The following is a 26,969-nucleotide window of genomic DNA, read 5'->3' on the forward strand; positions in this document are numbered from 1 at the left end:
CCGGGTCGTCCGGTCGCCGATGGTTGGGGCGAAGGCGCCTCTAACCGCTCGAAGGGAGCGGGACAGCTGATGATCGGAACGCTTCTCATCGCGCTCGCAGCAGGCGCTGCCTCCGCCGTCATGTTCGCCTCGACGGCGTCGGGCGTAATGACGGCGCTCGTGCTTGCGCTGCTCGCGCCCGTGCCGCTGCTGGTCGCCGCAATCGCCTGGGGCCGGCTTTGCGCTGTCATCGGCGGTCTTGTGGCAACCGCTTGCGTGCTGGCCATCTTCGGCTTCGATCGCGCGATCGCCTTTGCCGTCTCTGTGACGCTGCCGGCCTGGTGGCTCGGCCACCTCGTCCTGCTCGGCCGGCCGACGACCAGCCCATCCGGCCAGGATGGCATCGAATGGTATCCGCCCGGCAACATCCTGCTGTGGATCGCGGTGATCGCCGCGCTGATTGCCGCATTCTCCTTCGGCACCGACATGACGGCCACCAATCAGGGTCTCAGGCGGCTGCTGTCGCGCGTGCTCGGCAATACCGTCGCGTCGACCGACGCGGTCGACATTCCCCAGCTGGTCGAGCTCCTGGTCTTCATGGCGCCGCCCATGGCCGCGGTGATCATGACCACGATCCTGTCGCTCAACGTCCTGGCGGCTGCAAAGATCACGGCGATCTCCGGCCGGCTGATGCGCCCATGGCCACGCCTGCGCGACACCAAGCTGCCGCTGATGACGCTGCCGGCGCTGTTTGCGATCATCGCCTTCTGCTTCCCGGGCGGGCTGATCGGCATGCTCGCGCGAATCGCCGCCGCAGCGCTGCTGACCGCCTATGCGCTCACCGGCTTCGCGGTCCTGCATACGCTGACCCTGCCGCTGCGCACCCGGCCGCTCTGGCTCGGCCTCGCCTACGCGCTGATGCTGACCTTCATCTGGCCGATCCCGATGCTGGCGATGATCGTCCTCGGCCTCGCCGACGCCGCCTTCGACCTCCGCCACCGCTTCGGCCCGCGGCAGCCGCCGCCGTTGCCGGTGCCGTAGAAGCTTCACCTCAACCAACCGCTTCGAACATCTTAAAGGAGAACATCGATGGAAGTCATTCTGCTGGAACGTGTCGCCAAGCTCGGCCAAATGGGCGAGATCGTGAAGGTCAAGGACGGGTTCGCCCGCAACTTCCTGCTCAAGCGCAAGAAGGCGCTGCGGGCCACCGCCGAGAACAAGGCCAAGTATGAGGGCATGAAGGCCGAGCTCGAGGCCAACAACATCAAGGCCAAGGGCGAGGCATCCAAGGTCGCCGAGAAGATCGACGGCCGCGACATCGTCATCATCCGCCAGGCCTCCGAATCCGGCCAGCTGTTCGGCTCGGTCTCGGTGCGCGACATCGTCGCCGCCCTCGCCGCCGACGGCATCACCGTCAGCCGGCCGCAGGTCTGGCTCGACGCCCCGATCAAGACGATCGGCAAGCAGACGATCACCATCGCGATCCATCCGGAGGTCGAGACCTCGGTGACCGTGACGGTCGCCCGCAGCGCCGACGAGGCCGAGCGCATCAAGCGCGGCGAGGACATCTCGACCCGCCAGGAGGACCGCGACGCCGCCGCCGAAGCGATCGCGGCCGCCGGCGAGTTCTTCGATCCGGAGGCCCAGGACGAGGGCGCTGCCGGCGAGCCTGCGCAGCAGTAAGCGCCGCGCTAGCCCATTTGCGGAAAAGCCCGGCTCAACGAGCCGGGCTTTTTCATTGCCGTCTCACCGCGAGGGCGAGGACGGAACCGAGGGATCCGACGGCACCGACTGGGTCGTGGCCGGCGCCGGCGTCACCGGCGGGACCGGATCGGCGCGCAGCGCCGGGGCGGCGTCGCTCGATCTTGCCGGCTCAACCCGCGGCGGCTCGGAGCCGGCGGCGCTGTCCTCGCGCGACGGTGACGGCTGGGTCGCACCGGTCGGCTCGCTGCGCGTCTCATCCGCGGCCGCGCCCTCCTGGGCCGGCTTCTTGCGCTTGCCGAGCCGGCCCTTCTTTGCGGGCGCACTGCCCTCGCCGTCGGCCGGTGCAGCCGCGGGCTCCGCTGCCGCATCGGGCTTGGCCTCGGCCGGCGCGGAGCGCCTGGAATGATGACCCCGACGGCGCGGCTCGGCCGCATCGTCAGCGGTGGCCGGCTTCGCCTCGGACGGCTCGGTGGTGGCCGACCGGGCGCGACGCTCGGACCGCGTCTCCTTGCCGGAATGGCCCGTGGATCGCGCATCAGCGGCGCCGTTCGCAATCAGGTAATTGGCGAGCACGCCGGCCATCTCGGGGCTCGTCGTGTAATGCTGGCGCAGAAACCCGGGCAGCGAGCCGGCCGAGGTGTTCTTGGCCAGACCGCGCGGCGACTTGTGGCAGACCACGCAGGTCCCGTTGAAGATCTGCGCAGGACTCTTGCCCGCATCGAGATTTTCCTGCGCAACGGCGGCCCCCGCAAAGCCCATGCAGAACACCGCCACCACCGCCGCCAAATTGAGCGCTCGGCCCACCATTCTCATTCTCCAGCTATGGTTTCGCCCACACGGCGCCGCCCCGCGCGACATCCGCTGCCGTGTTTCCTCTCGCTATCAGCCGAACGTGACAGCGGACATTGCGGTCGCTCCACGCCGTCGACGGCGATCCCTTCAGACCTCGTCCGGCGGTCAGATGCCGGACACCGGCCAAAAGGCCGGCGGCCGCGGCCTTTTTAACGGATTGCGGAGCGAATGAAAGCGCACAGATGTTCCTGCGCCGAGATGTCCATCGATCAATGACAATGACAGTTCTGAATATCGGCTTTGTGTTCATGGCAGTGGCATCGGCGTGTGCCCGCTGGGTAACATAACAACGTGATGATTGGGAACCAATCGGTTCTCAACGCGTCGAGTGCGACGGCCGGGAAAGTCAGCAACTCACGGGAATAGCTCGTTGGGTGGTGTGGATGGACCGTTTGCTCCGAAGTCTGTTGAGTGGCTTCATTTGCCGTGGGTCGATCAGCTTTACGACGGCCAGCGGCACGTCGTTCAGCTGCGGGGATGGAACCGGTGTCCCCGTGGCGGCACGATTTCTGACTCGTGAAGCCGAGCGCCGGATTCTGGCCAATCCCGAGCTCGCGCTCGGCGAGGTCTATATGGACGGCTCGTTCGTCGTCGAACGAGGATCGATCGCGGATCTGCTGTCGATCGTGATGAGCCAGCCGGCCGCGGTGCCCGACTGGGCCAAGACGCAATGGTGGCTGCGCTACCTCGTCCGGCACCTGCACCAGCTCAACATCCGGGCACGCGCGCGCCGCAACGTCGCCCATCATTACGATCTCGACGGGCGGCTGTATTCGCTGTTCCTCGATGCCGACCGGCAATATTCCTGCGCCTATTTCGAGAAGCCGGATGCGACGCTGGACGATGCCCAGCTCGCCAAGAAACGTCATCTGGCGGCCAAGCTGCTGATCCGCCGCCGCCATCGCATCCTCGACATCGGCTGCGGCTGGGGCGGGCTCGGACTCTACCTGGCTGAGATGTGTGATGCCGACGTCACCGGCGTGACCTTGTCGGCCGAGCAGTTGCAGGTCGCCGAGGCCCGCGCGGCCGAACGGCACCTGTCCCATGCCGCCCGCTTCCTGCTGCAGGATTACCGCGACGTGCCAGGTACGTTCGAGCGCATCGTCTCGGTCGGCATGTTCGAGCATGTCGGGGTCGCCTTCTACGACACCTTCTTTCGCCGCTGCGCCGAGCTGCTCGCGGACGACGGCGTCATGCTGCTGCATTCGATCGGACGCTCCGAGGGCCCTGATGCGACCAACCCCTGGATCGCCAAATACATCTTCCCCGGCGGCTACGTCCCAGCCCTCTCGGAGGTTCTGCCGGCGATCGAGCGCGCCGGGCTCCTCGTCTGCGACATCGAGATCCTGCGCCTGCACTACGCGGAGACCCTGAATGCGTGGCGCGAACGCTTCATGGCCCGGCGCGACGAGGCCGTGCAGCTCTATGACGAGCGCTTCGCGCGGATGTGGGAGTTCTACCTGGCGGCAGCGGAAATGGGGTTCCGCAAGCAGAACCTGATGAATGTCCAGATCCAGCTGACGAAGCGCCAGGGCGTCGTGCCGATGACGCGTGACTACGTCCACCGCGAGGAGACGCGGCTGCGGGCGCGCGAGCGCGGCAGCCGCCCGGCGCTGCAGATGGCGGGTGAGTAGCGCGCGCGGCCCGCGACGAAGGCGGAAGGCGGCGTCAGTGCAATGGTCCTGCAGAGACGGACGCCCGGATTCGCGCCGCCGCGCCGCGGGCCCGACTTCAATCTTGAGATGCGTAGATAACGGATCGCGTCCCAAGCGTGAGATCATGCCCATCCGACTCAAATTTTCAAACAAATCGTGCGGTCTGTGAACTGGCTCACAGACCCCGGGTAAGCCCGGCCGTAGTGTCCCGGCGTGTCCCAGAGCCCCGCCAGAGCCATGTTGGAACCCCAGACCGACTTCAGCACCGACTACGCGCTGATCGCCGCGGGCGTAGGGGCATCCCTGATCGCCCTCCTCTATCTGCTGCTGGTCTGACGCCGGGCGCGGATCCACGCGCGGCCCTCGCACGCCCTGCCGTACCGACTCTCGTTCCCGCCTCGCGGACATGTCGAACGATCGCGCCGGTTGAGTGCACCGGCATGTCGCTCGCGCTCGCGCGGCCTTGAGTCCTGTCGGTTCCGTCAAGCGCGGCATCTGGCGAGTCCGGATTCATCCACCAGATTTACCAGACGGTGAATTGCGCTCAGCTTTCGCTTCCGCTTCGCGCGCGACTGGCGCTTTATCCCCTCCCCTTCAAAGCTGCTAAACACGCGGTCATGGCACTCACCGATTCGAACGTTCACAAGCTGGCGCCGGCTGACGCAGCAACGCCGGCCTATCGCAGCGCTCCTCACAACATCGAGGCGGAACAGGGTCTGCTCGGCGCGATCCTGGTCAACAACGACGCGTTCTATCGCGTCTCGGACTTCCTCGAGCCGAAGCATTTCTTCGAGCCGCTGCATCAGACCGTGTTCGAGACCGCGTCGAGCCTGATCCGGATGGGCAAGGTCGCGACGCCCGTGACCTTGAAGACGTTCCTGCCGGCCGACGTCGACATCGGCGGCATGACCGTCGGGCAATATCTGGCGCGGCTCGCGGCCGAGGCGACCACGATCATCAACGCCCAGGACTATGGCCGCACCATCTACGACCTCTCCTTGCGCCGCGACCTGATCGGCATCGGCGAGGACATGGTCAACGTCGCCTATGACGCGCCGGTCGACTTCGCGCCGCGCAACCAGATCGAGGACGCCGAGCGAAGGCTGTACGAGCTCGCCGAGTCCGGCCGCTACGACGGCGGCTTCCAGAAATTCTCCCAGGCGCTGACGACCGCGCTCGACATGGCGGCCAAGGCCTTCCAGCGCGACGGCAAGCTGTCCGGCATCTCGACCGGCCTGCGCGATCTCGACGCCAAGATGGGCGGCCTGCAGCATTCGGACTTGATCATCCTCGCCGGCCGTCCCGGCATGGGCAAGACCTCGCTCGCGACCAACATCGCCTACAACGTCGCCCAGGCCTATGTTCCCGAATTGCAGCCCGACGGCACCTATCGCGCCGCCCAGGGCGGCGTGGTCGGGTTCTTCTCGTGCGAAATGAGCGGCGAGCAGCTCGCCACCCGTATCATCGCCGAGCGCTCCGGCATTCCCTCCAGCCACATCCGCCGCGGCGGCATTACCGAGGCCGATTTCGAGAAGCTGCGCGAGTGCTCGATCGAGCTGCAGTCGCTGCCGTTCTATGTCGACGAAACCGGCGGCATCTCGATCGCGCAGGTGATGGCCCGCGCCCGCCGGCTGAAGCGCCAGAAGGGCCTCGATCTCCTGGTGATCGACTACATCCAGCTGCTGTCGGGCTCGGGCAAGCGTGGCAACGACAACCGCGTCCAGGAAATCACCGAGATCACCACCAGCCTGAAGGCGCTGGCGAAGGAGCTCAGCGTTCCCATCATCGCGCTGTCGCAGCTCTCGCGCCAGGTCGAGAACCGCGAGGACAAGCGGCCGCAACTGTCGGACCTGCGTGAATCCGGCTCGATCGAGCAGGACGCCGACGTGGTGCTGTTTGTGTATCGCGGCGAGTACTACCTCGCCGCCAAGGAGCCGCGCCCCGGCACCGAGGAGCACCAGAAGTGGCAGATGGAAATGGATCTGGCGCTCGGCAAGGCCGAGGTGATCATCGGCAAGCAGCGTCACGGCCCGACCGGCACGGTCGAGCTGCACTTCGACGCCTCGGTCACCCGGTTCGGCGATCTCGCGCATGACGGTCTGCCGCCGCAGCATCACGACTATTGACCTGACGCGGTTGAACCGTGACGCCGTGGCGCGTAAAAGCGCCCCATGAGTGTTCCCGAACAGAAACCCGCCGAACAGCCTGTCTCGGCGGTCGATGACGCTGTCCCGGCCAGCGCCACCGGCGTGCTGACCATCGATCTCGACGCGCTCGCCGCCAATTGGCGCAAGCTGGAAAAGACCGCAGTGCCGGCCGAATGTGCCGGCGTCATCAAGGCCGACGCCTATGGCTGCGGCATTCCCCAGGTGGCGCGCACGCTCGCGGCCGCGGGCTGCAAGACCTTCTTCGTCGCAACCCTCGCCGAGGCAAAGGTCGCCCGCGCCGCCCTGCCCGACTCGGCCGCGCTCTACGTGCTCGACGGGTTCTTCCAGAACACCGGCGACGACTACGCCGCCATCAACTGCCGCCCTGTCATCGGCGATCTCAACGAGCTCGCCGAATGGGACATGTTCTGCCGCCGCACCGGCTGGAAGGGTGGCGCCGCCATCCATGTCGACACCGGCATGAACCGGCTCGGCCTCAGCCTGATCGATGCGCAGAGCATGATCCCGCGCATCCAGAGCGGCGACCATGGCATCACGCTGGTGATGAGCCATCTTGCGTCGGCCGAGCAGATCAACAGCCCGTCGAACGCGCGCCAGCTCACTGCGTTCCGCGAGGTCGCCAGCGTGTTCACCGGCGTGCCCGCCGCGCTTGCCGCCTCCTCCGGCATCTTCCTCGGTGCCGCCTTCCAGTTCGACATGGTGCGTCCCGGCGCGGCGCTCTATGGCGTCAATCCCACGCCCGAGGCCGACAACCCGATGCAGCCGGTCGCCGAGATCAAGGCGCGCATCGTGCAGCTGCGCGACCTCGCGCGCGGCGACACGGTCGGCTATGGCGGCACCTGGAGCGCGCGCCGGCCGACCAGGCTGGCGATCCTCTCCGCCGGCTACGCCGACGGCTACTTCCGCGCCGCCTCGTCCAATGACGGCACCCGCGGCGCCGACGTCATCATTGCCGGCCAGCGCTGCCCGATCGCAGGGCGCATCTCGATGGATTTGATCGCGGTCGATGTCACCGACCTGCCGCCGAAGGCCGCCCGCCGCGGCCACTTCGCCACTTTGCTCGGCGAAGGCATCACCGTCGACGAGCTGGCGCATCATTTCGGCACCATCGGCTACGAGGTCCTGACCAATCTCGGCCGGCGCTATCACCGGATCTACAAGGGCGGCGCGACGCCCGCGGAGAGCTGATCGTCCGTCAACGCCCGCTGCCGTAGCCCGGATGAGCGCAGCGACATCCGGGGTCCCACGCGCCATCTCGGTGAACCCGGATATCGCTGCGCTCATCCGGGCTACGAGATCGGCGCTGCACTGGCAATGACGGTGTCCACACATGCGCCTTCGTTCTCGCGGCCCATAACGCCCGAGGCTTGCATCTCGTTTTCACCCTCTTCAACGAGGGCGCAGGGAATGCCGGGTGAAGGCCTCACCCATGGCCCGCCTGCAGAAAAAAAGCAGGCGGCAGTCACCACAGGTTCAGCCGGTCAACCGGCATTCCCCGCGCGATGGCTTTACGCCTTATGCGTACTCTCCCCGGGGATCGGCTGTCTTGCCCCCGTGACCGGCGGATCATCACCGCCAGCGTAGCATCAGCGTCGAGATGCCAGGACCATACGTCTTCGACGTGCGCCCAGTGCCGTTCGTCCGCACGACGTCAAGCCATGCTGCGACCCGAAGCGCCCACCACATCCCACCCCGCGTGTCATGACGATCGCGATACGCCCCTCGTGCCGAGGCGGGACGGAGAGAGAGAACCATATTTTTCCGATAAACGGAAGTTAAATATTTTTCGCCGAAGGACTGGACAGGGTGAGTCGCGCTGAAATTACTGGGAAATTTTTCCGCAAAGTGCAAAAAGTCCGCAGAATTAGGCCCCAGCGATTAGAGCCGTCGTCGCGGACAATAGGAGCGGCATGGTATCCGCACCAGCTACGCCAGCCCTCTGCTTACGTGCAAATCCAGTGATCAAACGCTGGTCGGAGCGTAATCGTCGGCCATGACGAGAGCCAGTGCTAATGCCCCGTGCCCAACCCCGCCGCCCGCCATGAGCGGAACGTAGTCCGATATCTTGGACCGACAACTGCCCGCGCCGCCCTCTTCTTCTGCTTAGAAGCCGTCTGTTCGAGAATATTTGGTTCGACCGGAGCGAACTGCAGAGGCTGCATCGAGAACAATCCCGGCTCAGAAGAACCGTAAGCCTGCAGTTGGCGCTCGCGCCGCCGCGATTGGCTTCTCAGACCAGCAACATCGCGTGCGCCTGCCGCTGGAGCGACGTGCCACGCACCCATTGAAGCGACCTGGTCGAGAGGCGACGGCGGCGGAAGCATTTGATAGTCAGGGCTCGGGTCGCAGGTCGTGTGAGCACTTCTGGGCAGAGGCGGATAGCTGGACTGCCGTTCGTCCGTCCACTCCACAAGCTTGGAAGCCAGCGGCACTATGCCGTGCTCCTCGTAGGCATTGTATGCCCCAGGATTGACCCACCGCACGACCCTCTGAAACGTGGTCTTGGGTGCACCTGCCCTGAAGGCGTTGATCTGAACCGTTCTAACCAAGGGATCGCACTCGAACGCGGGAGTTTGCTGCTGACCACGGATGACCGCGTATTTTGAAAGAACTTCACCTTCCTGATAGACGCGGTCGATGGTCAATTTTTGCCGATTTGTATTCCACGTCTGATCATTGATCAGATCCGGCGCCGTCACAGGGGACGAATTGAACGTGAAGACCTTCTTGATTCGGCCCGCCTTCGTTGCAAGAGCTGCGAACTCTGCGAGCCCGCCGCCGAGCGAATGTCCAACTGAAACAATCTGAGCGTTTCCGTTTGCCCTCTTGTAGCAGGGCATACCCTTGATTTTCTCTATCAGATTATCAAGTCGCCGCGCCAACTGATCGTATTCGTCATCGATATGCGCGTAACGAGAGAAGCGATGGGCGTTCGAACTCCAGGACGCCAAGAACAAGGCGACCGACGAATTGACTGTGCCCCGAAATGCAATGCTAACCTCTGAACATCCACGATTGGCGAGGTGACGAGCCCAGACCTGATAATAAAGTCCATCCGTCGAAAACAACGTCCAGCGCTGGGGGCGGTCGTCCACACAATTTTCGTCGCCCGGTATCGTACATTTGACCAAGCCTAGACTGTCAAACTGATACTCCCACTGTCTGAACACTCTCTTCGCTTTGCGAACATTCTGCTCGTCCCCAAAATTATCCGGTCCCTCCTTGATCTGATGATCGGAGACGTACGAGAGCGCGGCTTGGATGGCGTATGGCGCATAATATCCAGCAAATTTGATTGCCGATTGCTTGGCCGCCTGACACTCGAATGGCCGACCCAGGTCGAATGCGCCTACCTTGAAGAAGGCGTCTCCTATGTCGCTTGCCCTTAAAGCTTGGCAGTCCTGCTCTTGCGCAAAAACGTTCTGAATTGAAAAGGATAGTATGAGTAGAGCAAACGCAATAATGCCCCTGCCCCATAAAATGAAGCATTTTCGCATCGTAGATGCCTCCAATACTCTGGCGTGTATTAGATCATGCTTGCGACCGCGTGGCAACGCCATCCCCAGGACTTGGAAGGTCCCCATCGGCTAAGACTTGCTGGACGATGCTCCAGTGCCATCTGTAGCCGCCTTGCGGCGATGCAAAACAATTCGAGATGCCAACATGCCGACGACGTAAATCACGAACATGCCACCAGCGATCGGAGCGCCAATCCCGATCGGACCCGGCGGCGATTTGACGAGACTGGCAATGAACGGCTGATCCGATACAACGACGACATCTCTTGCCGTATTAGTTACCTTACCGCCAAACACGTAACAAGAGCCGCCGTTTGCCTCGCACCTTTGGTTCGCAACATAAGCTAACGCCAAGTTAGGCGCCAAATACGGTAGCCCAGCAAACATCATGGTCAACAAGGAAATGAGGAGGACGCGGCTTGCCATTTGAGACCAGCCCCTATTGACGACGTAATAGCACACTGCGAGCCAGACAGCCGCAAATCCGATTCCGAAGGCCACGCTGACAAGCAGACCCGCCTGCAGCGCAGCATCCAGGATGCTGCTGATTTGCCAACCTGCGACCTGACACGCCGCCTCATTCGAATCGTCAAGTCTACAGCCGACCGACCTTCCTAGAACGGTTGCCGCATAGACCACTATCTCGGGCACAAACGGCATGATCAGAAGTGGCAGCAGCAAAATTCGCCACCCTCGCCGACCTGTACGAAGCCTTGCTTGTTGATTCATCGCACGAGCCCGCTCTTCGAGTTTTTCATGTGTATCGTAGCGCTGAACTCGCATGGTTGCGAACAGCGCGCATCCATGTCCTGCAACGGTGACTACGCGACGTCTATAGACTTTTTCACAATCAGCATAGCACGTCTAATCTTCAAGAAGTCCTGAAGGTATGCAAGCGGGGATGAGCGCTGCGAATTCGGGGGGCCGCGCTCATGCGGGCCGCCCCGTGAAAATGCGCCAGCAGCTTAGGAACGATCGCGCCGAGAGGCGCGCGGCGAAGCGATCCGTACGTTGACTATGCTGATCGGCACGATGGTGACGGCGCGCGCTCGGCCCTCGGCCGCTGCAGGACGAGATCGTCGCGGCCGCACAGGGCAAGCTCGCGGCCGATTGAGGGGCAACCCTCCCCGCTGGCCTGTCATTTGCGACCTATTTCTGGAGAATTCGGCGACAGTGCATAGAACTCCCCAGCGACCGAGGGGCCGGCGCCCCGCCCGAGGCTACGACGGAAAGCACTTGCCGAACGCCGCCATCAGGCGGACCGGGCCTTTCAGCCGCAGCGAGCGGGTGAGGACCAGGCGTGCGACCGAGATCTCCTTGGCGAGGAAGCGCAGCCACGCCTTGGCGTCGGCGGTGATGCGGAGGTCGGCCTTGCCGACATGGCCCGGCTGCACGGTCAGCCGGCGGTCGCGGATGGTGACGGTGGCTTCAGCCGTCTCTTGGCCGGTGAAAGTGAAGTGATAGATCGCCGTCAGGCCCTTGGATTTGCCGGGCTGGAAGGTCAGCCGCATGCCGTCGAGGAAGCCGCGGATCGAGGTCGCACGGACGCTCGCCCGCACGAAGCGGATCGTCTTGTGCTGAAAGCGCCGCGCGACGTAGTCGGCGGCGTCGCTGCCGGGCACGACATAGACCGGCTCGGTCTTGCGCGTCAGCGGCTCCAGCACGTCTGCGACGTGCTGCTTGCGGTCGGCGAGATAGGGGCCGATGACGTCGTGGCCGGCGGGGCAGACGGCAAGGCAATAGGCGGCGTTGTAGTTCGGCCCGTAGGACAGGCTCTGCCAGCGCGTCACCGTCTCGGCGTAGCTCACGCGGCTGCGGAGATCGTTGGCCGAGCGCGACTCGGCGATGTCCTCGACGAAGTTGACGAAGCCGCCCATGAATTGCTGATAATTGTGGGTGAGGCAGGCGGAGAAGTCGAAGGCTCCGTCGGGCTTGATCGCCCCGACCGGACAGGCGGCGACGCACAGCTTGCATTCGAGGCATGGATTGTGGTCGAGCGGAGCAGCGACCGCATCGACCTCGGCAGCGATCAACACCGTGCCGAGCAGGATGAAGCTGCCGAAGCGCGGATGGATGACGCTGCGATGGATACCCATGCGGCCGAGCCCGGCGGCCTCGGCGGCGCGCTTGTGCGACACGATCCAGCCGCGCTCCGGAAAACGGTCCATCTCCATCGGAAACGCCATCGCCGGATTGAGCGCGCGGATGCCGCGGTCCTCCAGCACGCGGACGATGCCGCGCGCGACCTCGTCGATGTGGTCGCCCGAACGGTGAAATTCGAGATTGGCGACCGAGCGCGCCGGCGAGCGGACCGGCTCGCGATGCATCCGTCCGACCAGCACCAAGAGCGTGCGCGTCTTGGGAAAGGCTGCGAGAATATGCGGCCGATCCTCGGCAAGGCTGGGATCGTCGATCGAGGCAAGGCCGCAATCATCGGCGCCGCAGGTGCGCGCAAGATCGAGCAGTTCCGATGCCGAAAGCCGCGACGGCGGAGGCGATGGGACGGCGACGGGGGACGGCGTGTCGGTCATCATGGCAGCGCACTCCGGGCTTCGGGAAGGATCGGCTCACGCCGCCTGCGTCATGCCGGCCATCACGCGTGCCAGCATCGCGGCACGGGCCGAGCGCGGCAGCAGCATCAGGCTCGCCTCCAGGGCCTTGGCGAGGAAGCCGGGCCGCACCGTGGTGCGCCGTCCGAGCATGTTGAGCGTGCCGACGGCGACCTCGTCCGGTGTCTGGCCGCTGCGGATCGTCATGTGGGCGCGCTGGCCGAAGCCGCTCATCACCGGCCCCGGCGCCGAGGCCAGCACGTCGACGCCGAACGGCTTGAGCTCCGGCGCGAGACCTTCGGCGAGACTCTGCACGAAGGCCTTGGTCGCCGCGTAGTTGGCGACGCGCGCCACGCCCTGGAAGGCGACGAGCGAGCTCATCAGCACGATGCCGCCGCGGCGGCGCGCGGCGAAGCGGCGCCCGAACAGATGCGTGAGCTGCGCCAGCGCGCGGCAATTGACATCGATCATGTTCAGCTCGGCTGCGAGATCGCCGTCGACGAACGGCCCCGAAGTGCCGAAGCCGGCGGCCGCGACCAGCAGGCCGACATCGAGATCAGCGGTCTCTCGCGCGATCCGGTCGACATCGTCCGGCACCGAGAGATCGGCTGTGATCACGACCGGGCGGATGGGCGTGCGCGGTTCGAGCTCGGCGGCGAGCGCCTCCAGCACGGCGCGGCGCCGCGCGACCAGTACGAGGCCGAAGCCGGCCTCCGCCAGCCGCATAGCCACCGCGCGGCCGATCCCATCGGAGGCGCCGGTCACGACCGCATAGGTGCCATAGGCCCGGCGGAGGCGCTCGGCCTCGGTCAGGGGACGCAGGGATGGGCTGGTCATGGTCAGCTCCTATTTAGATTTCGATCGAACTCTAATTGCAAAGATGTCGAACGACCGCTAAATTGTCAAGCGACACGAGACAGGTTCGATCACATGCGCAAGACCAGGGAACAAACCGCTGAGAGCAAAGCGAAAATCGTCGATACGGCGGCGCGCCTGCTGCGCGAGCGCGGAGTCGCGGGGGCCAGCATCGCTGACGTGATGGCCGCCGCCGGCATGACGCAGGGTGGCTTCTACCGGCACTTCGCGTCGAAGAACGACATGCTCGCTGCCGCCACTCGGCACGCCTTCGCCGCGATGGCCGGCGGCATCGACCGCGACATGGACACAGGCGGCGCCGAAGCGGCGCTCGCCGCCTACGTGGCGCGCTACCTGTCGCGCGAGCACATCGCCCATCCCGGGATGGGCTGTCCCGCGGCGGGCTTCGGTGCCGACGCCGGGCGGATGCCGGACGTGCTCGGCACGGAATTCACCGTCGGCGCCGAGCAGTTGATCACGCGCGTTGCAGCCGGCCTGATTGCGCGCGGCGTTGCAGAGCATGACGCGCGCGCGGAAGCGATCCGCACACTGACGATGCTGATCGGTACTGTCGTCATGGCCCGCGCGCTCGGCGCCTCGCCGCTACAGGACGAAGTCATCGCGGCCGCGACGGCGGCGCTTGCAACGGATTGAACTCGACTGCGCAACTCCGGTGACAAGCATGAAATTTGAGACGATCCGCTCCAGGCAATCCTTCAACTCCGAGAGCTCGGCTTGAAGTAGTCCGGCTGGCCGATGTCGGCGATCAGGCCGATGCCCTCGGGCGTCCAGCCCAGGCGCTGCTGTGTCAGGGCGCTGGAGGCCGGCATGTCCAGGCCCGCGAACATCGCCAGTGGACCGTAGTAGTCGCCCGCCTCCTCCTTGCTGATCGACACGACCGGCACGTTCAGCGCGCGGCCGACCGCCTCGATGACCTCGCGCATCGGGACGCCCTCCTCGCCGACGGCGTGGTAGATCGCGTCGGCCACGCCCTTCTCCAGGGCGAGCCGGTAGAGGCGGACGACATCCGATCGATGCGCCGCGGCCCAGCGCTCGGCGCCCGCGCCGACATAGGCGGCGCGGCCCTTCTGTCGCGCGAGCTCGACCAGATAGGAGATCAGCCCGGCCTTTCCTGGTGCGCCGTGCACCTGCGGCAGGCGGATCACCATCGCGCGCACGCCACGCGACGCATAGGCGAGACCCGTCTGCTCGGACACGCGCGGGACATGCGCGCTGGACTCGCGCCGCATGTCTTCGGTGACCACCACATTGGCCGCCACGAGCCCCGTTCCGGAGGTGACAATGAACGGCTTGTTCGTGCCCACCAGCACCTCGCCCATGGCTTCGATGGCGGCCTTGTCGATCGCTCCGTTCTCCGCGAACTTCGCGAAGTCATGGATGAAGGCCAGATGGATCACGCCGTCGGCGTCCTTCGCGCCGCGCTTGAGGCTGTCGAGGTCCTGCAGCGATCCGCGATGAACCTGCGCGCCCAGTTGCTCGAGCGTGCGGACGTTCTCTTCGGAGCGCGCGAGGCCGATGACCTGATGCCCGGCAGCGATCAGCTCTTTGGTGGTTTCGGAGCCGATGAAGCCGGCGGCGCCGGTGACGAAGACACGCATGAGACACACTCCCTGTTCAGATCGCCGGGATATTGCTACGCTGCTCATGCGGGTAAAGTCGTGACATTATACGGGTATAATCGCTAACAGGATGACGGACAGCAACTCGCTCGGGACCTATCTCCGGGATCGTCGCGCCAAGCTCGATCCGACCGCGTTCGGCCTGCCGCTGCAGCGGCGGCGAACGCCGGGGCTGCGGCGCGAAGAGGTGGCGCAACGCGCCAATGTGAGCGCCACCTGGTACACCTGGCTGGAGCAAGGGCGCGGCGGCGCGCCCTCCGCCGACGTGCTGGACCGCATCGCGCGCGCCATGATGCTGACCGACGTCGAGCGCGAGCATCTGTTCCTGCTCGGTCTCGGCCGGCCGCCCGAAGCCCGCTATCACGCCATCGACGGCATCTCCCCCCGCCTGCAACGCGTGCTCGACACGCTGGACTACAGCCCCGCCTTCGTTCGCACGGCGACATGGGACATCGTCGCCTGGAACAGGGCCGCCACGGTCGTTCTCACCGACTACAGCACCCTGCCCGAGGGCCAGCGCAACGTTCTGCGCATGATGTTCCACGACAGCCGCGTCCGCGCCGCACAGTCCAACTGGCAGGCCGTGGCGCGCTATGTGGTCGCGTCCTTCCGCGCCGACGTGGCGCGCGCCGGCGCGGCCCGCAATGTCCAATCGCTGGTCGACGAGCTCTGCGCGACCAGCCCGGACTTCGCGGCGATGTGGCGCGACAATGATGTGCAAGGGCGGCATGGCGATGGCGTGAAGGTCCTGCACCATCCCGTCGCCGGGCCGCTCTCGCTGGAATTCTCGGGCTTCGCCGTCGATGGCCGGCCCGACCTCACCATGGTGATCTACAATCCCGCGACGCCGGAGGATGCGGACAAGATCCGCGCGCTGGTGACGTCGCGACCTAAATAGACACGTGCGCCTTCTCGACTCGCGCCGCCGAGAAGCGCGTGGCTGCCTGATGGGCCGGGCTTTCATAGGCAGCCTTGGCTGCATCGATGCTGCAGCGTGAACCAAAAGGCGATTGCGAGCTTGGTCATCCGGACCATCCCCACCGCAACAGGCATCATGAAGATCGCGACCTTCAACATCAACAATGTCCGGCGGCGGCTCCCCAATCTGCTGCGCTGGCTGCGCGCCGCCAGGCCCGACATCGTCTGCCTGCAGGAGCTGAAATGCACCGAGGTCGATTTCCCCGTCGATGCGATGGCCAAGGCCGGCTATGGCGCGGTGTGGCAGGGGCAGAAGACCTGGAACGGGGTCGCGATCCTCGCGCGCAAGGCTGAGCCGGTGCTGACGCGCACCACCCTGCCCGGTAATCCCAGGGACGAGGAGGCGCGCTACATCGAGGCCGCGGTGCGCGGCCTCGTCGTCGGCTGCCTCTATTTGCCGAACGGCAATCCGCAGCCGGGGCCGAAATTCGACTATAAGCTCGCCTGGTTCAAGCGGCTGCATAGGCACGCGGCCAAGTTCATCAAGGACGACCTGCCGGTCGTGCTCGCCGGCGACTACAATGTGGCGCCTGATACGCTCGACATCTATCCGACAAAGTCCTGGGACAAGGACGCGCTGATCCAGCCGAAGAGCCGCGCCGCCTTTCACGCGCTGATCGATCAAGGCTGGTGCGACGCGATCCGCACACTGCATCCGAATGCGCCGATGTTCACGTTCTGGGACTACAAGCGCAACCGCTGGCCGCGCGATGCCGGCCTGCGGCTCGATCATCTGCTGCTGAGCCCGCAACTCGCGCCGCGCCTTGCCAAGGCCGGCGTCGACCGCGCCATTCGCGGCGAGGACGGCGCGAGCGATCACGCGCCGGCGTGGATCGTGCTGACATAGTCCGAAGGTCGCGCGCGTCGGAGCTTCAGCCGCGGTCCGGCCAGGTCTGCTGCAGGTTGGTCGCCCGCTCCGGCAGGCCCTCGGTCAGCACCGCCATGCCGCCGCACACCGGCAGGTGTACGACGAGGCTCGCGGCGTCGGGCACGTTCGGGCGCGGCGTCACGTTCCACAGCATGATCTCCTGGCGCGTGCGCCGGATCTCCCTGAACTCGTAGCTGAAGGTCTCCGAGCCGCGCGGATATTCGCGCCAGAGCTGGCCTTCCTTGCGGAAGCTGCTCTGCGTGCCGTCATAGCGATCGGCATAGGACAGGCAGGCCGGCACATTCAGCGCTTCGAGCACGGCCGCGCCGACGTTCGACGCCGCGGGAATGACGCTGTTCACCGCGCCGATCGCAGCGAACACGGTCGTGATCACGCCGGCGGCCATCGCGAGCCAGCCGGCCCTGGTCGCGGCCGGCCGCGCGGGCGCTTTCGCGGCTGATGTCTTGGATGCAAGACCCCGAGGGGACGTCAGGTGGAGCTGGGCCATGACGCGTTCTCCGATGGTGCGGCGAGGATGGATGCCCCGCCGAGCTGCAATCATCGGAGATCAGTCTGGCCGATCGCGCTCCCGGCGAATGTGACGCCGATCACAACCTTGAATCATCACCACATGGCGCCACACCGAGAGCGTGACGGCGCACCGTCAGTCCCGGCCCGCATCCATGATCGCCTGCGCAAGCCGGCCGGGATCGGAGAAGCACAGCTCATGGCTGCCGGGCACCTGGACCAGCCGGAACAGTCCGAGCTTGCCGGACAGGCGCGGATGCCATGGCAGGCTGTGCGGCAGCGCCGTGTCCTCGGTGCAGTTGATGTAGGATTTCGCGATGGCCATCTCGGCGGGATTGGTGCGCAGCGTGATCTTGTCGGTGAAGGTCTTGTTGGGATGCGGATTGAGCATCTCATAGGTGCGCGTCGCGGTGGCGAGATCAGCGTCGTTGATGAAGGCCTCGCGCCAGACCGGGAACGGCAGCACCACCGAGCCGTCGCCGCGCTCCACCGCCACCGCGTCGAACAGCGCAACATAGTGCGGTGGCACCATGTCGTTGAGGCACTCGCCGTCGTTGGGCACGAACGCGTTCCAGTAGACCAGGCGGCGGATGCGCTGAGCGATGCGGTCGGCGACGCCGGTGATGACCATGCCGCCATAGGAGTGCCCCATCAGCACGGCGTCGGTGATGTCGTGCTCGGTGAAGTAGTCGCAGATCGAGGCGATCGCCTCGTCGAGTCCGGTGGTCTTGGCGTCGCCGGGGCGGTTGCCGCGGATGGTCGGCAGATGCACCGTGTGGCCGGCGGCGCGAATAGGCACTGCGACCGGTTCGAGCTCGGCGCCGGTATGCCAGGCGCCATGGACCAGGACGTAGGTTGACATGATCACGTTCCTTTGCACGATGGAAGGCGGTGCAAGGACTATGGGCCGGACCGCGCCCGCGGCGCTTGGCTGCAACTGAACCCGATTGGTCTCGGAGTGAACCGATGGGCGCCGAGCCGGAACGGCAGCGGAGCTGGAATACGGCAGCGGTGCGGCCGGAGGAGCAGTTCTCGTATTACCGCGAGGCGATCTGCCAGGCCTTCATGAACCTGACGCCGGAGCCGGCGCGCGGCATCGGATTCGCCGCGGAGGTGCAGAGCATCAGCGTCGGGAGCGGCGCCATCAACCGCGTCAGCTTTCCCGAGCACATCGTACGTCGCTCGCGCACGGACATCGCCGCTTCCACCCAGCGCTGCTTCTATCTCAACCTCAAGCTCGCCGGCCGCTGCACCATCCTGCAGGACGAATGCGATGTCAGCCTGTCCGCCGGTCAGGTCGGTATCTTCGACAGCGACCGCACCTTCGTGCTTCAGCACGATCGCGGGCCGTCGCTCGGCGTGATCTCGTTCCGCGTCCCAGCCGATGCGCTGTTCGGCCGCCTGCCGGCGGTGCCGGACATCGCGCCGACGCGGCTGTCCGACGACCCGTGCGTCGGCGCACTGATCGTGGAGACGGCGCGCTCCCTCAACGCCAACGCGCTGCGGCTCGCGCCGGACGATGCGTCGGCGCTGTTCGGCGTGCTGCTCGATCTGGTGGCGCTGAGCCTGGCGCGTCGCGGCCGCCGCGAGACGCATGCGACCACCTCGTTTGCCGATGCGACGACCTTGGCGCTGCGCCGCGCCATTCACGAGCGGGTGCGCGAGCCCGGCCTGACGGTGGCGACCATCGCATCTGTCGTCGGGATCAGCGAGCGCTATGTGCACAAGCTGCTGGCCCGCGCCGGCACCAGCTTTTCCGAGTTGGTGATGGAGCGCCGGCTCGATGGCGCAGCGCGCGATCTGCGCGATCCCGCCCGTGGCGGCGACATCGGCCGTATCGCCTTCGACTGGGGCTTTTCGGATCTGTCGCACTTCACGCGCCGCTTCAAGCAGCGTTTCGGCATGCGCCCGCGCGACTGGCGCGCGGAGACCGCGCGTCACTCGGGCTGACAGCCCCGCCGGCTCAGCGCGGACTCGGTTCGCGCGCTACGCCCCACAGCCAGATTGCCGCCAGCAGGACGAGCGAGCCGACGAACGCCGCGACGACATCGCGCAGCGAAATGACGATGCTGCCCATGCCTGGAAACAACCCGAACATGTTGAACAGGACACCGCCGATGAGGGCGCCGACGCACCCCAATCCGATGTTGGTGAGGAGCCCGAAACCTGCCCGGCGGCGCTTCACCAGGATTCCGGCAAGGCCGCCACCAATCAAGCCGACGACGAGCCAAGTCCCTGCATGTACCAGTGTGAACATTCTTCACTCCGTCGGTTTGCCGTCGCACTTCGGTAGGAGCATCACGGCCAGCAGCAAGATCATGAGAGCACGTTGCCGAGCGAAGCGGGACCGCCGGTTGCTCCACGGATGCAGCCAGATCAGGGGTCACGCTCGCAGAGCCGCGCGAATCGCGCACTTGCAGGTTACATCGATTTCGTTGCCATGAGCTGAGCAGATCGGATGAGTTCGCGACCTGATCGCGAACTGCACGATGCGCAGGCCGGCGTCCCTCACAACGTGATGCGGCCCTGCTTGCTTCGAATGGCGATTCCGCTTCGAAGTCGCGGAGTTATTCCGAATTGACAATCATTCTAACCTATTCGTCTCGAACACGCGCAGCTCATGCGAACGCTTCGCACGCAATGGACTACGTAGTTCCCCCGAGTTCATACGATCCGCGGAATCGGGAATAGTGTCTTTCCCGCAGAGCGGGCACGTTTTTCTCGGATCGTCACCTCACGATCCAATCGAAATACTCGGACCGATTCCCGGAAATGCGGAGGCGTGTATGATCGACAGACGAATGCTCATCAAAGGCGCGGGAGCGGCGTTGGTCGCATCCGAACTCGGTTTGCCGGCCGCGCAGGCCGAGTCCGCCGATCCGCTCTGCTACGCATCGGTCGCCGATCTCACCGCCATGTTCCGGGCCCGCAAGGCGTCGCCGGTCGATCTCCTGAAGGCGCAGATCAAGCGGATCGAAGCCTACAACCCGAAGGTCAATTGCATCACCTACGAGCACTTCGACCAGGCGATGAAGGAGGCCAAGCAGTCCGAAGACCGTTATCGGCGCGGCAATCCGAGGCCGCTGGAAGGGATCACGGTGGCCATCAAGGACGAATTCTCCAGGCCCGGCTGGCGGACGACACAGGGCTCGCTCATCTACAAGGACTCGCCGCCGGCAACGGAGAACGCGGCCATCATCGACTCGCTCGAGGCGGCTGGCGCCGTGATGCCGTTCCAGACGACCGTGCCGGAATTCTATCTTTTCCTCGGCGCATCCACCCGCGCCTGGGGCACGACGCGCAATCCATGGAATCTCGAATATTCTCCGGGCGGGTCGTCGGCGGGGTCCGGCGCGGCGCTGGCCGCGGGCTTCACGACGCTCGCCCTCGGCTCCGACATGGGCGGCTCGATCCGAATTCCCGCCTCACAATGTGGTCTCTATGGCTTCAGGCCGCCGTTCGGACGCGTGGCCGGCGGGGAAATCCCGTTCTCGACCTCGGGCCCGATGGCGCGGCGCTTCGACGATCTCGTCCGCCTCCAGAACGCGATCGTCGGTCCGTCCGAGCGGGTGATGGCCGCGATGCGCCCTCGCCTCGACTATCCCACTCGTTATCCGCGCCTTTCCGGATGGCGCATCGCCGTCGATTGGGGCGCCGGCATTGCGGAGGTCATACCCTCCGTGAAGGCTGCGATGCTGGGAGGCATCGCGGCGCTGCGCGCCGCGGGTTGCACGGTGGACGAGGTCGATTGCGGCTTCACGAAAGCCCACAAGATGGTCTTCATCCGTGGGCTGATGTCGACGTCCATCGGCACCGCGATCGAGATCTCGAATGCGCATCGCGATCAGCTCTCGCCCTACATGACCGAAATGCTCGACCAGGTCGGCCCGGTCGGACCGCGCCAGGCCGAAGACGCCGAGGAGCTGCTGCAGCGGCTGCACCGCCAAGTCCAGCAGCGCGTGTTCGGGAAGGGCTACCGCATTCTGCTCATGCCGACCATGGCAACGCCTCTTGTCGGGGCCGACATGTTCAAGAGCAAGGACAACAAGGTGGACCCGTGGGTGGGCACCGGCCTGAACCTGGCGCTGACGTGGCACTGGAACCTGCTCAACCGCTATCCCGTCGTCGAGGTCCCGCTCGGCTTGGTCGAGGACCGCATGCCCGCGGGCATGCAGGTGATCGGCCAGACCTACACCGATCTCGACACGTTCCAGTTCGCGTCCAACTGGTCCCGTCTTCGGCGCTCCCTGTTCGCGGGCGAGCGTTTCCCGACCTTCACCTGATGCAAGCGGGGCCATACGGTGCGGACGCGAGACAATGGCTGCCAGAGCAGCGCTTCGACAGCGAGGTCGACAAGGATTCCGAGAGCTTTTCGACGTGCGGTTCTGTCGCTCCTGATCGCGGCGCTCTGCCATGACTCCGGCGCCCTGGCACAGCAGGCCAGGACGCCGTCGCTCGAAGATCTGGCCAAGGCGGCGCAGAACCCGATCGCGGACACGATCAGCGTCGGCCTTGAGAACATCGCGATGCCGAATACGGGCCCGTACCGGCAGACGGCCGACGTCTTCAAGATCGAGCCGGTCATCCCGTTCGAGCTCAATGCCGACTGGAATCTGGTGACGCGCACGACCATTCCCGGCATCGCCCAGGTGCGCTTCTCCCCTGAGCAGGGCCGGATCGGCGGGGTCGGCGACATCAACCAGATCTTCGCGCTCACCCCGTCGCATTCGGGCGCCCTCATCTGGGGTGTCGGCCCGACCTTTTCCTATCCGTCGGCGACCGATCCCGCCCTCGGTTCGGGAAAATGGAGCGCAGGTCCGACCCTCGTCGCGCTGACCATGCCGGGTCCGTGGGTGCTCGGGGTGCTCGCCAACAACATCTGGTCGTTTGCCGGTCCGAGCGACCGCGCGCCGGTGAACCAGATGATGCTGCAGTACTTCGTGACCTACAACTTCTCCGACGGGTCCTACGTCAGCTCGAGTCCCATCATCACGGCGAACTGGCTCGCGAAGGGCAATGATCGCTGGGTCGTCCCGATCGGCGTCGGCGTGGGCAAGCTCTTCATGGTCGATAGGCAGCCGATCAATGCCGAGGTGGGCGTCTACTACAACTTGTTGAAGCCGGACCAGGCATCACATTGGCAGCTTCGGGCGAGTCTGGCTTTCCTGTTTCCAAAATGATTCTGCTCCGATCGAACGGCCTCTGCCGCCGCGAGTCGCAAGGCGGCGTGCAATCCTGTCCGAAGGGATTCGATTTGAATTTTCGCCATCAGCAAACAGAACTTCGGCTTGCGTACGCACGCTCGCCCTCGCTTGAGTCCGACTTGATCGCGGTCAATCCTGGAAGGCGCGGAGAGACGTAGTTTAACGTTCGATTGGAAGATGATGCAGCTCACGCGGAGCGCAGGCTTTTCGGAGCAGGACAATGTGCATCGCATGCGGCTCAGCCATCGGTTCGCTGTTTGCGGCGTCGAACAAGGAGGGCGGCGGACTGACCCGTCGCCGGATGGTTGCAACCACGGCTGCCGCCGCAGCATTCGCGGCCGCCGGGCCGGCTCAGGCTTTTGCCGCCTCCAGCCGCACGACCGTGTTTCGCGGCGGGCGCGTCTATACGGTGGAAGACTCGCAGCCCTGGGCGGCGGCGGTCGTCGTCAAGGGAGACAAGATCGTCTATGTCGGCGACGATGCCGGAGCGATGAAGTTTGCCAGACGCGGGGCTGAGGTCATCGACCTCGATGGCCGTATGCTGATGCCGGGCTTCGTCGAAGCGCATTGGCATCTTTGCACGCTGGCATTTGCTCGCGGCGCCTGGGTTAACGAGGAAGATCCCGAGCGCATCTACGAGATCCTGCGCGACTACGCCAAGACGCATTCCGACGAGAAGTTCATTCTCGGCTTCGGATGGATCGCGGGCGCGTTTCCGGCCTCGGGTCCGCGCAAGGAACCGCTGGACGCGATCTTCCCAGACCGGCTGGTCCTGCTCGTCAGTTGCGATCTGCACAGCTACTGGGTCAATTCCAAGCTGCTGGAGATGGCCGGCATCACGAAGGACACCCCACGCGACGTCGTACCCGGCTCCTCCTGGTACGAAAAGGATCCAAATGGCGCGCCGACCGGCTTCATTTTGGAAGTGCCCGCGCTGTTCGCGGTGCTGAAGACGCTCGAAAAGCACGGCATCGAACCGTTCGGTCTCAAGTCGACCGCCGCCGCCATCGAGGAATGGCAGCCCAAGCTGGCGGCCGCCGGCATCACCACCTTCTTCGATGCCGGCTTCAGCGCCTGGCCGACCGAGCAGCATCACGGTTTCGACATGCTGGTCGACCTCGAGAGGCGCGGCAAGCTGCTGCAACGCGTGATCGGCTGCCTCTATCACAATGATCCCAACGTCGATCCGCTGCCGATCATTCGGGCGTACCGGAAGCGCTATCGCACGCCGCTGGTCAAGGCCGAGGTGCTCAAGCTGCTCGTCGACGGCACCGAGCTGACCCGCACCGCCTATCTGCTCGATCCCTATGCCGGAAGTCCGGATTGGCGCGGCGAACCGTTGCTGCCCGCGCCCGTGTTGAACCGGATCCTGCGCCAGGCACATGCGGAGGGAATCGACACGCATCTTCACACCGTCGGCGACGCCGCAGTCCGCATGAGCCTGGATGCATACGACGCCGCGTTTGGCGAGCGTGGCCCGGGCAACCGCCGCCATACCATCTGCCACGCGTTCCTCACTGCGCCGTCGGACATTGCGCGCTTCAGAAAGCTCGGCGTGATCGCGAACACCCAAATCCAGTGGGGCGTGCCGGATACGAGCCAGCGTCGCATCCGCGAGATCTACGGCGAAGAGCGCTGGAGCCGCATGTACAGCTTCAAGACGTTCATCGACCAAGGCGTCACGGTGTCGTTCGGAATGGATGCCCTGGCGACCGGCTCCAAGGTCGTCGTCAAACCGCTCGAGGCGGTGCAGGCCGGCCATACGCGTCAGGAGCCGGGCAAGCCCGACAGCCTGGTCCATCCGCCCGCCACCGAACGCCTGAGCCTGCCGGAGCTCATTCGAGGCTACACGATCAACGGGGCCTATCAGCTGCGCATGGAGGATAAGATCGGTTCCATCAAGGTCGGGAAGCTGGCCGATCTGATCGTGCTCGAGAAGAACCTGTTCGATGTCGGGCCGCACGAGATCGGCAAGGTCAATATTCAGCTGACGATGATGAACGGCCGGATCACACATCGCGACGGACTCTGAACGGGAATGATGACGGTGCACGAGATGGCGAATGCGCGGACTGACCAGAGTCTTCCGCCGGCGGATTCGCCGATGCCGAAGCGCATTCGCTGGCTGATCCTCCTGACCGTCTCCGGCGCGCTGGCGCTCGTCGTCATCGACATGACTGTGCTCTATACGGCGCTGCCCAGCCTGACCCATGAGCTCGGAGCAACCGCCTCGGAGAAATTGTGGATCGTCATGGCCTACGGGCTCGTCGTCGCCGGCCTGCTTCCCGGCTTCGGCTCGCTCGGCGACCGCGTCGGGCACAAGAGGACATTCGTCGCCGGCCTCATCGTCTTCGGACTGGCCTCGGTCGTCGCCGCCTATTCGCCGACCGCCACGATCCTGGTTGGCGGACGCGTCCTGCTCGCGATCGGCGCCGCGCTGATGATGCCGGCGACGCTGTCGATCATTCGCATCACCTTCTCCGATGACCACGAACGGGCGCTCGCCATCGCGATCTGGGGAGCCGTTGCGTCCAGCGGGGCGGCGGTCGGCCCCTTGGTCGGCGGCGTCCTGCTGGAATATTTCTGGTGGGGCTCGGTCTTTCTGATCAACGTGCCGCTCGTCGTCCTGGCGCTGGCCGCCGGCCTGCTGCTGATTCCTGCGCCGCGAGATCGTGCTGAGCGCGACTGGGACCTCCTCGGTTCAGTGCAGGTGATGGCCGGACTGATCGGCTTCGCCTACGTCGTCGAGGAGCTCGGCAGTCGCCAGTCGTCCTATGTCGTCCTTGCCGGCACGGCCGTCGCGACAGTCATCATGTTGACGGTGTTCGTGCGCCGTCAATTGCGTCTCGAGGATCCTTTGCTCGACTTCACCCTGTTCCGAAACGTCGAGTTCACGCTCAGCGTGATCACCGCGATCGTGGCTTCACTTGCCATTGCGGGCACGGAGCTCGCGATCAGCCAGCGCCTGCAGCTCGTCCTCGGCTACTCGCCGCTGCAGGCGGCATTGTACATCCTGCCAGCCCCGCTGGGGGCATTCATCGGCGGGCCGCTCGCGAGCCTCATGCTCCGTCGCGTGGGAGCCGCCACCACGATGTCCGGCGCGCTGGCGATCGCAGGCATCGGCGCGGCCGGCTACCTGCTCTGCTACAACGCCAGCCTCGTGCTGCAATTGATCTGCATCGCAATCAACGGGCTCGGGCTCGGCGCATCCATCGCGGCCGCCTCCAACGCCGTGATGAATCACGCGCCCGAAGGCCGCGAAGGCATGGCCGCGTCGATCGAGGAAGTGTCGTTCGAGCTCGGCGGCACCATCGGCATCAGCATTTTCGGAAGCATCCTGTCCGGGGTCTATACGGCCTTCATGGTTCTGCCCGACGGCCTCGGCATTCCCGCCGCTGCGCGCGACAGCATCGACGAGGCGCTGATCGCAGCCGAGCGGCTGCCGACCGAGCTCGCTGCCATCGTCACCTCGCACGCCCATCGCGCCTTCGATCAGGCGTTCCTGACGGTCGTCACCGTGGCGATGCTCGTCCTGCTCGGAACCGCCTTCCTGGTCCGGCCCCGGGCAGAACGGACGACATCGAAAGCGGCTCGTCAGCGTGTCCATTAGACAGACGACGGCAAATCATGTGTCGTCGTCTGCGGTGGAGACCAACAGGCTCGCCAACGCAATGTCTCCGTCCGTCACGTAGTGATTGACCCGCTCGGGGAGGCTCTGACCAGCCTTGTACAGCTCCACGGTCTCGATCGATCGTGTCCTGATCAGTTCGGCCATGATGTAGTCCCGCTCGGCGTTGACATCCGGATCGGTGGCGTGCGTGACCTGAAACGTCAATCGGGTGAACGACAGGCCGGTGTCCTTCGTGCCGGCGCCGACCCACAGAGCGGATTCATCGACCGCCGGCTGATCGGCGTTGGACCAGAAATCGCCTGCATTCCAAGTTTGCTCTGCGTGTGCCAGGCCAACAGCCCAGAACCTGACGTGATGGCGCTTTCGCGGGCTGTTGCCGATGGCTTTCTGAAAGCCGATATCCTGGCCGCGCCCGAACAGATAGAGCGTGCTGAACGGAGCGGCGGGGTAAGGCGCATCGAGGACAAAGGCGCGGATCATGGCCCAGGAGCTCGTCAGGCCCAATCGGTCCGCTTCAGACCAACCGACCGCAGCAAAGCTTGCGCGAAGCTGTTGGAGCGTCCCGACCAGGGCGAGATTGACGGGGTCGCCGGGCAATCCATCCCCCGTGATCGTGTAGCTGGGCACTCGCCGCTTCTGAAGAATCCTGAGGCTCAACCGGATCACGCGTGGCAGAACGACATAGGCCGCGAACGCGTAGCTGACGCCGACTGCGGCAATCCAAGGCAGCCTGCGGTTCGCGGTCTCGAACACCACGAAGACGATCAGCCAGACCGTGAAGATCCCCAGCCCGGCGACCAGCACGCGTTGCATGAGGCGTATGAGCAGTCGCACTCGATC

23 protein-coding genes are annotated in these 26,969 nt (G+C 65.2%); 13 read left to right on the forward strand and 10 right to left on the reverse strand.

The genetic code is table 11. From position 1 onward, the window contains the following. Nucleotides 1-69: 69 nt before the first annotated feature. On the forward strand, nucleotides 70-1,020 hold the full coding sequence (locus QX010_RS18105) for a hypothetical protein (protein ID WP_316180923.1): 951 nt from the start codon (nucleotides 70-72) through the stop codon (nucleotides 1,018-1,020). Nucleotides 1,021-1,068: 48 nt separating this feature from the next. Then, nucleotides 1,069-1,662 (forward strand): 50S ribosomal protein L9, encoded by a 594-nt coding sequence (gene rplI / locus QX010_RS18110; protein WP_315800304.1) that lies wholly within the window; start codon nucleotides 1,069-1,071, stop codon nucleotides 1,660-1,662. A gap of 63 nt (nucleotides 1,663-1,725) precedes the next feature. Here the strand turns inward: rplI and QX010_RS18115 are convergent, their stop codons facing one another. Beyond that, nucleotides 1,726-2,490: a hypothetical protein gene (locus QX010_RS18115; RefSeq protein ID WP_316180925.1), complete on the reverse strand. Its 765-nt coding sequence runs from the start codon at nucleotides 2,488-2,490 to the stop codon at nucleotides 1,726-1,728. Between the two features lie 428 nt (nucleotides 2,491-2,918). Between QX010_RS18115 and QX010_RS18120 the strand changes: the two genes are divergently transcribed. The 3 genes from QX010_RS18120 (at nucleotide 2,919) to alr (ending at nucleotide 7,546) form a co-directional block, all read left to right on the forward strand. Beyond that, complete coding sequence (locus QX010_RS18120) at nucleotides 2,919-4,169, forward strand: cyclopropane-fatty-acyl-phospholipid synthase family protein (protein ID WP_316180927.1); 1,251 nt, start codon at nucleotides 2,919-2,921, stop codon at nucleotides 4,167-4,169. Nucleotides 4,170-4,807: 638 nt separating this feature from the next. After that, nucleotides 4,808-6,316: a replicative DNA helicase gene (locus tag QX010_RS18125; protein WP_315755750.1), complete on the forward strand. Its 1,509-nt coding sequence runs from the start codon at nucleotides 4,808-4,810 to the stop codon at nucleotides 6,314-6,316. A 45-nt stretch (nucleotides 6,317-6,361) separates the two neighbouring features. Then, entirely contained in the window at nucleotides 6,362-7,546 is a 1,185-nt protein-coding gene (alr, locus tag QX010_RS18130) for an alanine racemase (protein ID WP_316180929.1), read from the forward strand. A gap of 821 nt (nucleotides 7,547-8,367) precedes the next feature. Here the strand turns inward: alr and QX010_RS18135 are convergent. From QX010_RS18135 to QX010_RS18150, 4 genes are all read right to left on the reverse strand, one after another. Next, nucleotides 8,368-9,855: a lipase family protein gene (locus tag QX010_RS18135; protein WP_316180931.1), complete on the reverse strand. Its 1,488-nt coding sequence runs from the start codon at nucleotides 9,853-9,855 to the stop codon at nucleotides 8,368-8,370. A gap of 90 nt (nucleotides 9,856-9,945) precedes the next feature. Beyond that, the gene (locus QX010_RS18140; RefSeq protein WP_316180933.1) at nucleotides 9,946-10,659 is read right to left on the reverse strand and encodes a hypothetical protein; all 714 of its coding nucleotides are present in this window, start codon (nucleotides 10,657-10,659) and stop codon (nucleotides 9,946-9,948) included. Between the two features lie 437 nt (nucleotides 10,660-11,096). Next, on the reverse strand, nucleotides 11,097-12,410 hold the full coding sequence (locus QX010_RS18145; protein ID WP_316180934.1) for an SCP2 sterol-binding domain-containing protein: 1,314 nt from the start codon (nucleotides 12,408-12,410) through the stop codon (nucleotides 11,097-11,099). Nucleotides 12,411-12,443: 33 nt separating this feature from the next. Further along, on the reverse strand, nucleotides 12,444-13,262 hold the full coding sequence (locus QX010_RS18150; RefSeq protein WP_316180936.1) for an SDR family NAD(P)-dependent oxidoreductase: 819 nt from the start codon (nucleotides 13,260-13,262) through the stop codon (nucleotides 12,444-12,446). Between the two features lie 93 nt (nucleotides 13,263-13,355). Between QX010_RS18150 and QX010_RS18155 the strand changes: the two genes are divergently transcribed. Continuing rightward, nucleotides 13,356-13,934: a TetR/AcrR family transcriptional regulator gene (locus tag QX010_RS18155; protein WP_315800311.1), complete on the forward strand. Its 579-nt coding sequence runs from the start codon at nucleotides 13,356-13,358 to the stop codon at nucleotides 13,932-13,934. A 62-nt stretch (nucleotides 13,935-13,996) separates the two neighbouring features. On the opposite strand, the gene QX010_RS18160 is transcribed toward QX010_RS18155, so the two are convergent. Further along, nucleotides 13,997-14,899: an SDR family oxidoreductase gene (locus QX010_RS18160; RefSeq protein ID WP_316180938.1), complete on the reverse strand. Its 903-nt coding sequence runs from the start codon at nucleotides 14,897-14,899 to the stop codon at nucleotides 13,997-13,999. Between the two features lie 91 nt (nucleotides 14,900-14,990). Between QX010_RS18160 and QX010_RS18165 the strand changes: the two genes are divergently transcribed. Next, a complete protein-coding gene (locus QX010_RS18165; protein ID WP_316180939.1) occupies nucleotides 14,991-15,818 on the forward strand; it encodes a helix-turn-helix transcriptional regulator in 828 nt (275 codons plus the stop codon). A 156-nt stretch (nucleotides 15,819-15,974) separates the two neighbouring features. Continuing rightward, nucleotides 15,975-16,745, forward strand: coding sequence for an exodeoxyribonuclease III (xth, locus tag QX010_RS18170; protein WP_316181024.1), 771 nt, complete (start codon nucleotides 15,975-15,977; stop codon nucleotides 16,743-16,745). Between the two features lie 25 nt (nucleotides 16,746-16,770). Here the strand turns inward: xth and QX010_RS18175 are convergent, their stop codons facing one another. Both QX010_RS18175 and QX010_RS18180 read right to left on the reverse strand, forming a co-directional pair. Further along, nucleotides 16,771-17,274 carry a hypothetical protein gene (locus QX010_RS18175; RefSeq protein WP_316180941.1) on the reverse strand — a complete coding sequence of 168 codons (504 nt, stop codon included), beginning with the start codon at nucleotides 17,272-17,274 and terminating at the stop codon, nucleotides 16,771-16,773. A gap of 156 nt (nucleotides 17,275-17,430) precedes the next feature. Further along, the gene (locus tag QX010_RS18180) at nucleotides 17,431-18,156 is read right to left on the reverse strand and encodes an alpha/beta hydrolase (protein WP_316180944.1); all 726 of its coding nucleotides are present in this window, start codon (nucleotides 18,154-18,156) and stop codon (nucleotides 17,431-17,433) included. Nucleotides 18,157-18,260: 104 nt separating this feature from the next. On the opposite strand from QX010_RS18180, the gene QX010_RS18185 reads away from it, so the two are divergent. Then, nucleotides 18,261-19,244, forward strand: coding sequence for a helix-turn-helix domain-containing protein (locus tag QX010_RS18185; protein ID WP_316180946.1), 984 nt, complete (start codon nucleotides 18,261-18,263; stop codon nucleotides 19,242-19,244). Between the two features lie 13 nt (nucleotides 19,245-19,257). Here the strand turns inward: QX010_RS18185 and QX010_RS18190 are convergent, their stop codons facing one another. Beyond that, nucleotides 19,258-19,551 (reverse strand): GlsB/YeaQ/YmgE family stress response membrane protein, encoded by a 294-nt coding sequence (locus QX010_RS18190; protein ID WP_315800317.1) that lies wholly within the window; start codon nucleotides 19,549-19,551, stop codon nucleotides 19,258-19,260. Nucleotides 19,552-20,080: 529 nt separating this feature from the next. Here QX010_RS18190 and QX010_RS18195 point away from each other — a divergent pair. The 4 genes from QX010_RS18195 to QX010_RS18210 all read left to right on the forward strand — a co-directional run bounded on the left by QX010_RS18195 (nucleotide 20,081) and on the right by QX010_RS18210 (nucleotide 26,108). Continuing rightward, nucleotides 20,081-21,577 (forward strand): amidase, encoded by a 1,497-nt coding sequence (locus tag QX010_RS18195; protein WP_316180948.1) that lies wholly within the window; start codon nucleotides 20,081-20,083, stop codon nucleotides 21,575-21,577. A gap of 18 nt (nucleotides 21,578-21,595) precedes the next feature. Beyond that, nucleotides 21,596-22,474 (forward strand): hypothetical protein, encoded by an 879-nt coding sequence (locus tag QX010_RS18200; protein WP_316180949.1) that lies wholly within the window; start codon nucleotides 21,596-21,598, stop codon nucleotides 22,472-22,474. Nucleotides 22,475-22,718: 244 nt separating this feature from the next. Beyond that, nucleotides 22,719-24,530, forward strand: a complete 1,812-nt coding sequence (locus QX010_RS18205; RefSeq protein WP_316180951.1) for an amidohydrolase — start codon at nucleotides 22,719-22,721, stop codon at nucleotides 24,528-24,530. Between the two features lie 72 nt (nucleotides 24,531-24,602). After that, on the forward strand, nucleotides 24,603-26,108 hold the full coding sequence (locus QX010_RS18210; protein ID WP_316180953.1) for an MFS transporter: 1,506 nt from the start codon (nucleotides 24,603-24,605) through the stop codon (nucleotides 26,106-26,108). Nucleotides 26,109-26,123: 15 nt separating this feature from the next. Here QX010_RS18210 and QX010_RS18215 read toward each other — a convergent pair whose 3' ends face one another. Then, nucleotides 26,124-26,942 (reverse strand): LssY C-terminal domain-containing protein, encoded by an 819-nt coding sequence (locus QX010_RS18215; protein ID WP_316180955.1) that lies wholly within the window; start codon nucleotides 26,940-26,942, stop codon nucleotides 26,124-26,126. Nucleotides 26,943-26,969 lie beyond the last annotated feature (27 nt).

The organism is Bradyrhizobium sp. SZCCHNRI1009 (assembly GCF_032487575.1).
Classification (GTDB): domain Bacteria; phylum Pseudomonadota; class Alphaproteobacteria; order Rhizobiales; family Xanthobacteraceae; genus Bradyrhizobium.

Excerpts from the sequence above, each read along its gene's own strand:
- QX010_RS18105 (WP_316180923.1), top strand. The coding sequence starts at position 70 with ATGATCGGAACGCTTCTCATCGCGCTCGCAGCAGGCGCTGCCTCCGCC.
- rplI (WP_315800304.1), top strand. The coding sequence starts at position 1,069 with ATGGAAGTCATTCTGCTGGAACGTGTCGCCAAGCTCGGCCAAATGGGC.
- QX010_RS18115 (WP_316180925.1), bottom strand. The coding sequence starts at position 2,490 with ATGGTGGGCCGAGCGCTCAATTTGGCGGCGGTGGTGGCGGTGTTCTGC.
- QX010_RS18120 (WP_316180927.1), top strand. The coding sequence starts at position 2,919 with ATGGACCGTTTGCTCCGAAGTCTGTTGAGTGGCTTCATTTGCCGTGGG.
- QX010_RS18125 (WP_315755750.1), top strand. The coding sequence starts at position 4,808 with ATGGCACTCACCGATTCGAACGTTCACAAGCTGGCGCCGGCTGACGCA.
- alr (WP_316180929.1), top strand. The coding sequence starts at position 6,362 with ATGAGTGTTCCCGAACAGAAACCCGCCGAACAGCCTGTCTCGGCGGTC.
- QX010_RS18135 (WP_316180931.1), bottom strand. The coding sequence starts at position 9,855 with ATGCGAAAATGCTTCATTTTATGGGGCAGGGGCATTATTGCGTTTGCT.
- QX010_RS18140 (WP_316180933.1), bottom strand. The coding sequence starts at position 10,659 with ATGCGAGTTCAGCGCTACGATACACATGAAAAACTCGAAGAGCGGGCT.
- QX010_RS18145 (WP_316180934.1), bottom strand. The coding sequence starts at position 12,410 with ATGATGACCGACACGCCGTCCCCCGTCGCCGTCCCATCGCCTCCGCCG.
- QX010_RS18150 (WP_316180936.1), bottom strand. The coding sequence starts at position 13,262 with ATGACCAGCCCATCCCTGCGTCCCCTGACCGAGGCCGAGCGCCTCCGC.
- QX010_RS18155 (WP_315800311.1), top strand. The coding sequence starts at position 13,356 with ATGCGCAAGACCAGGGAACAAACCGCTGAGAGCAAAGCGAAAATCGTC.
- QX010_RS18160 (WP_316180938.1), bottom strand. The coding sequence starts at position 14,899 with ATGCGTGTCTTCGTCACCGGCGCCGCCGGCTTCATCGGCTCCGAAACC.
- QX010_RS18165 (WP_316180939.1), top strand. The coding sequence starts at position 14,991 with ATGACGGACAGCAACTCGCTCGGGACCTATCTCCGGGATCGTCGCGCC.
- xth (WP_316181024.1), top strand. The coding sequence starts at position 15,975 with ATGAAGATCGCGACCTTCAACATCAACAATGTCCGGCGGCGGCTCCCC.
- QX010_RS18175 (WP_316180941.1), bottom strand. The coding sequence starts at position 17,274 with ATGGCCCAGCTCCACCTGACGTCCCCTCGGGGTCTTGCATCCAAGACA.
- QX010_RS18180 (WP_316180944.1), bottom strand. The coding sequence starts at position 18,156 with ATGTCAACCTACGTCCTGGTCCATGGCGCCTGGCATACCGGCGCCGAG.
- QX010_RS18185 (WP_316180946.1), top strand. The coding sequence starts at position 18,261 with ATGGGCGCCGAGCCGGAACGGCAGCGGAGCTGGAATACGGCAGCGGTG.
- QX010_RS18190 (WP_315800317.1), bottom strand. The coding sequence starts at position 19,551 with ATGTTCACACTGGTACATGCAGGGACTTGGCTCGTCGTCGGCTTGATT.
- QX010_RS18195 (WP_316180948.1), top strand. The coding sequence starts at position 20,081 with ATGATCGACAGACGAATGCTCATCAAAGGCGCGGGAGCGGCGTTGGTC.
- QX010_RS18205 (WP_316180951.1), top strand. The coding sequence starts at position 22,719 with ATGTGCATCGCATGCGGCTCAGCCATCGGTTCGCTGTTTGCGGCGTCG.
- QX010_RS18210 (WP_316180953.1), top strand. The coding sequence starts at position 24,603 with ATGCCGAAGCGCATTCGCTGGCTGATCCTCCTGACCGTCTCCGGCGCG.
- QX010_RS18215 (WP_316180955.1), bottom strand. The coding sequence starts at position 26,942 with ATGCAACGCGTGCTGGTCGCCGGGCTGGGGATCTTCACGGTCTGGCTG.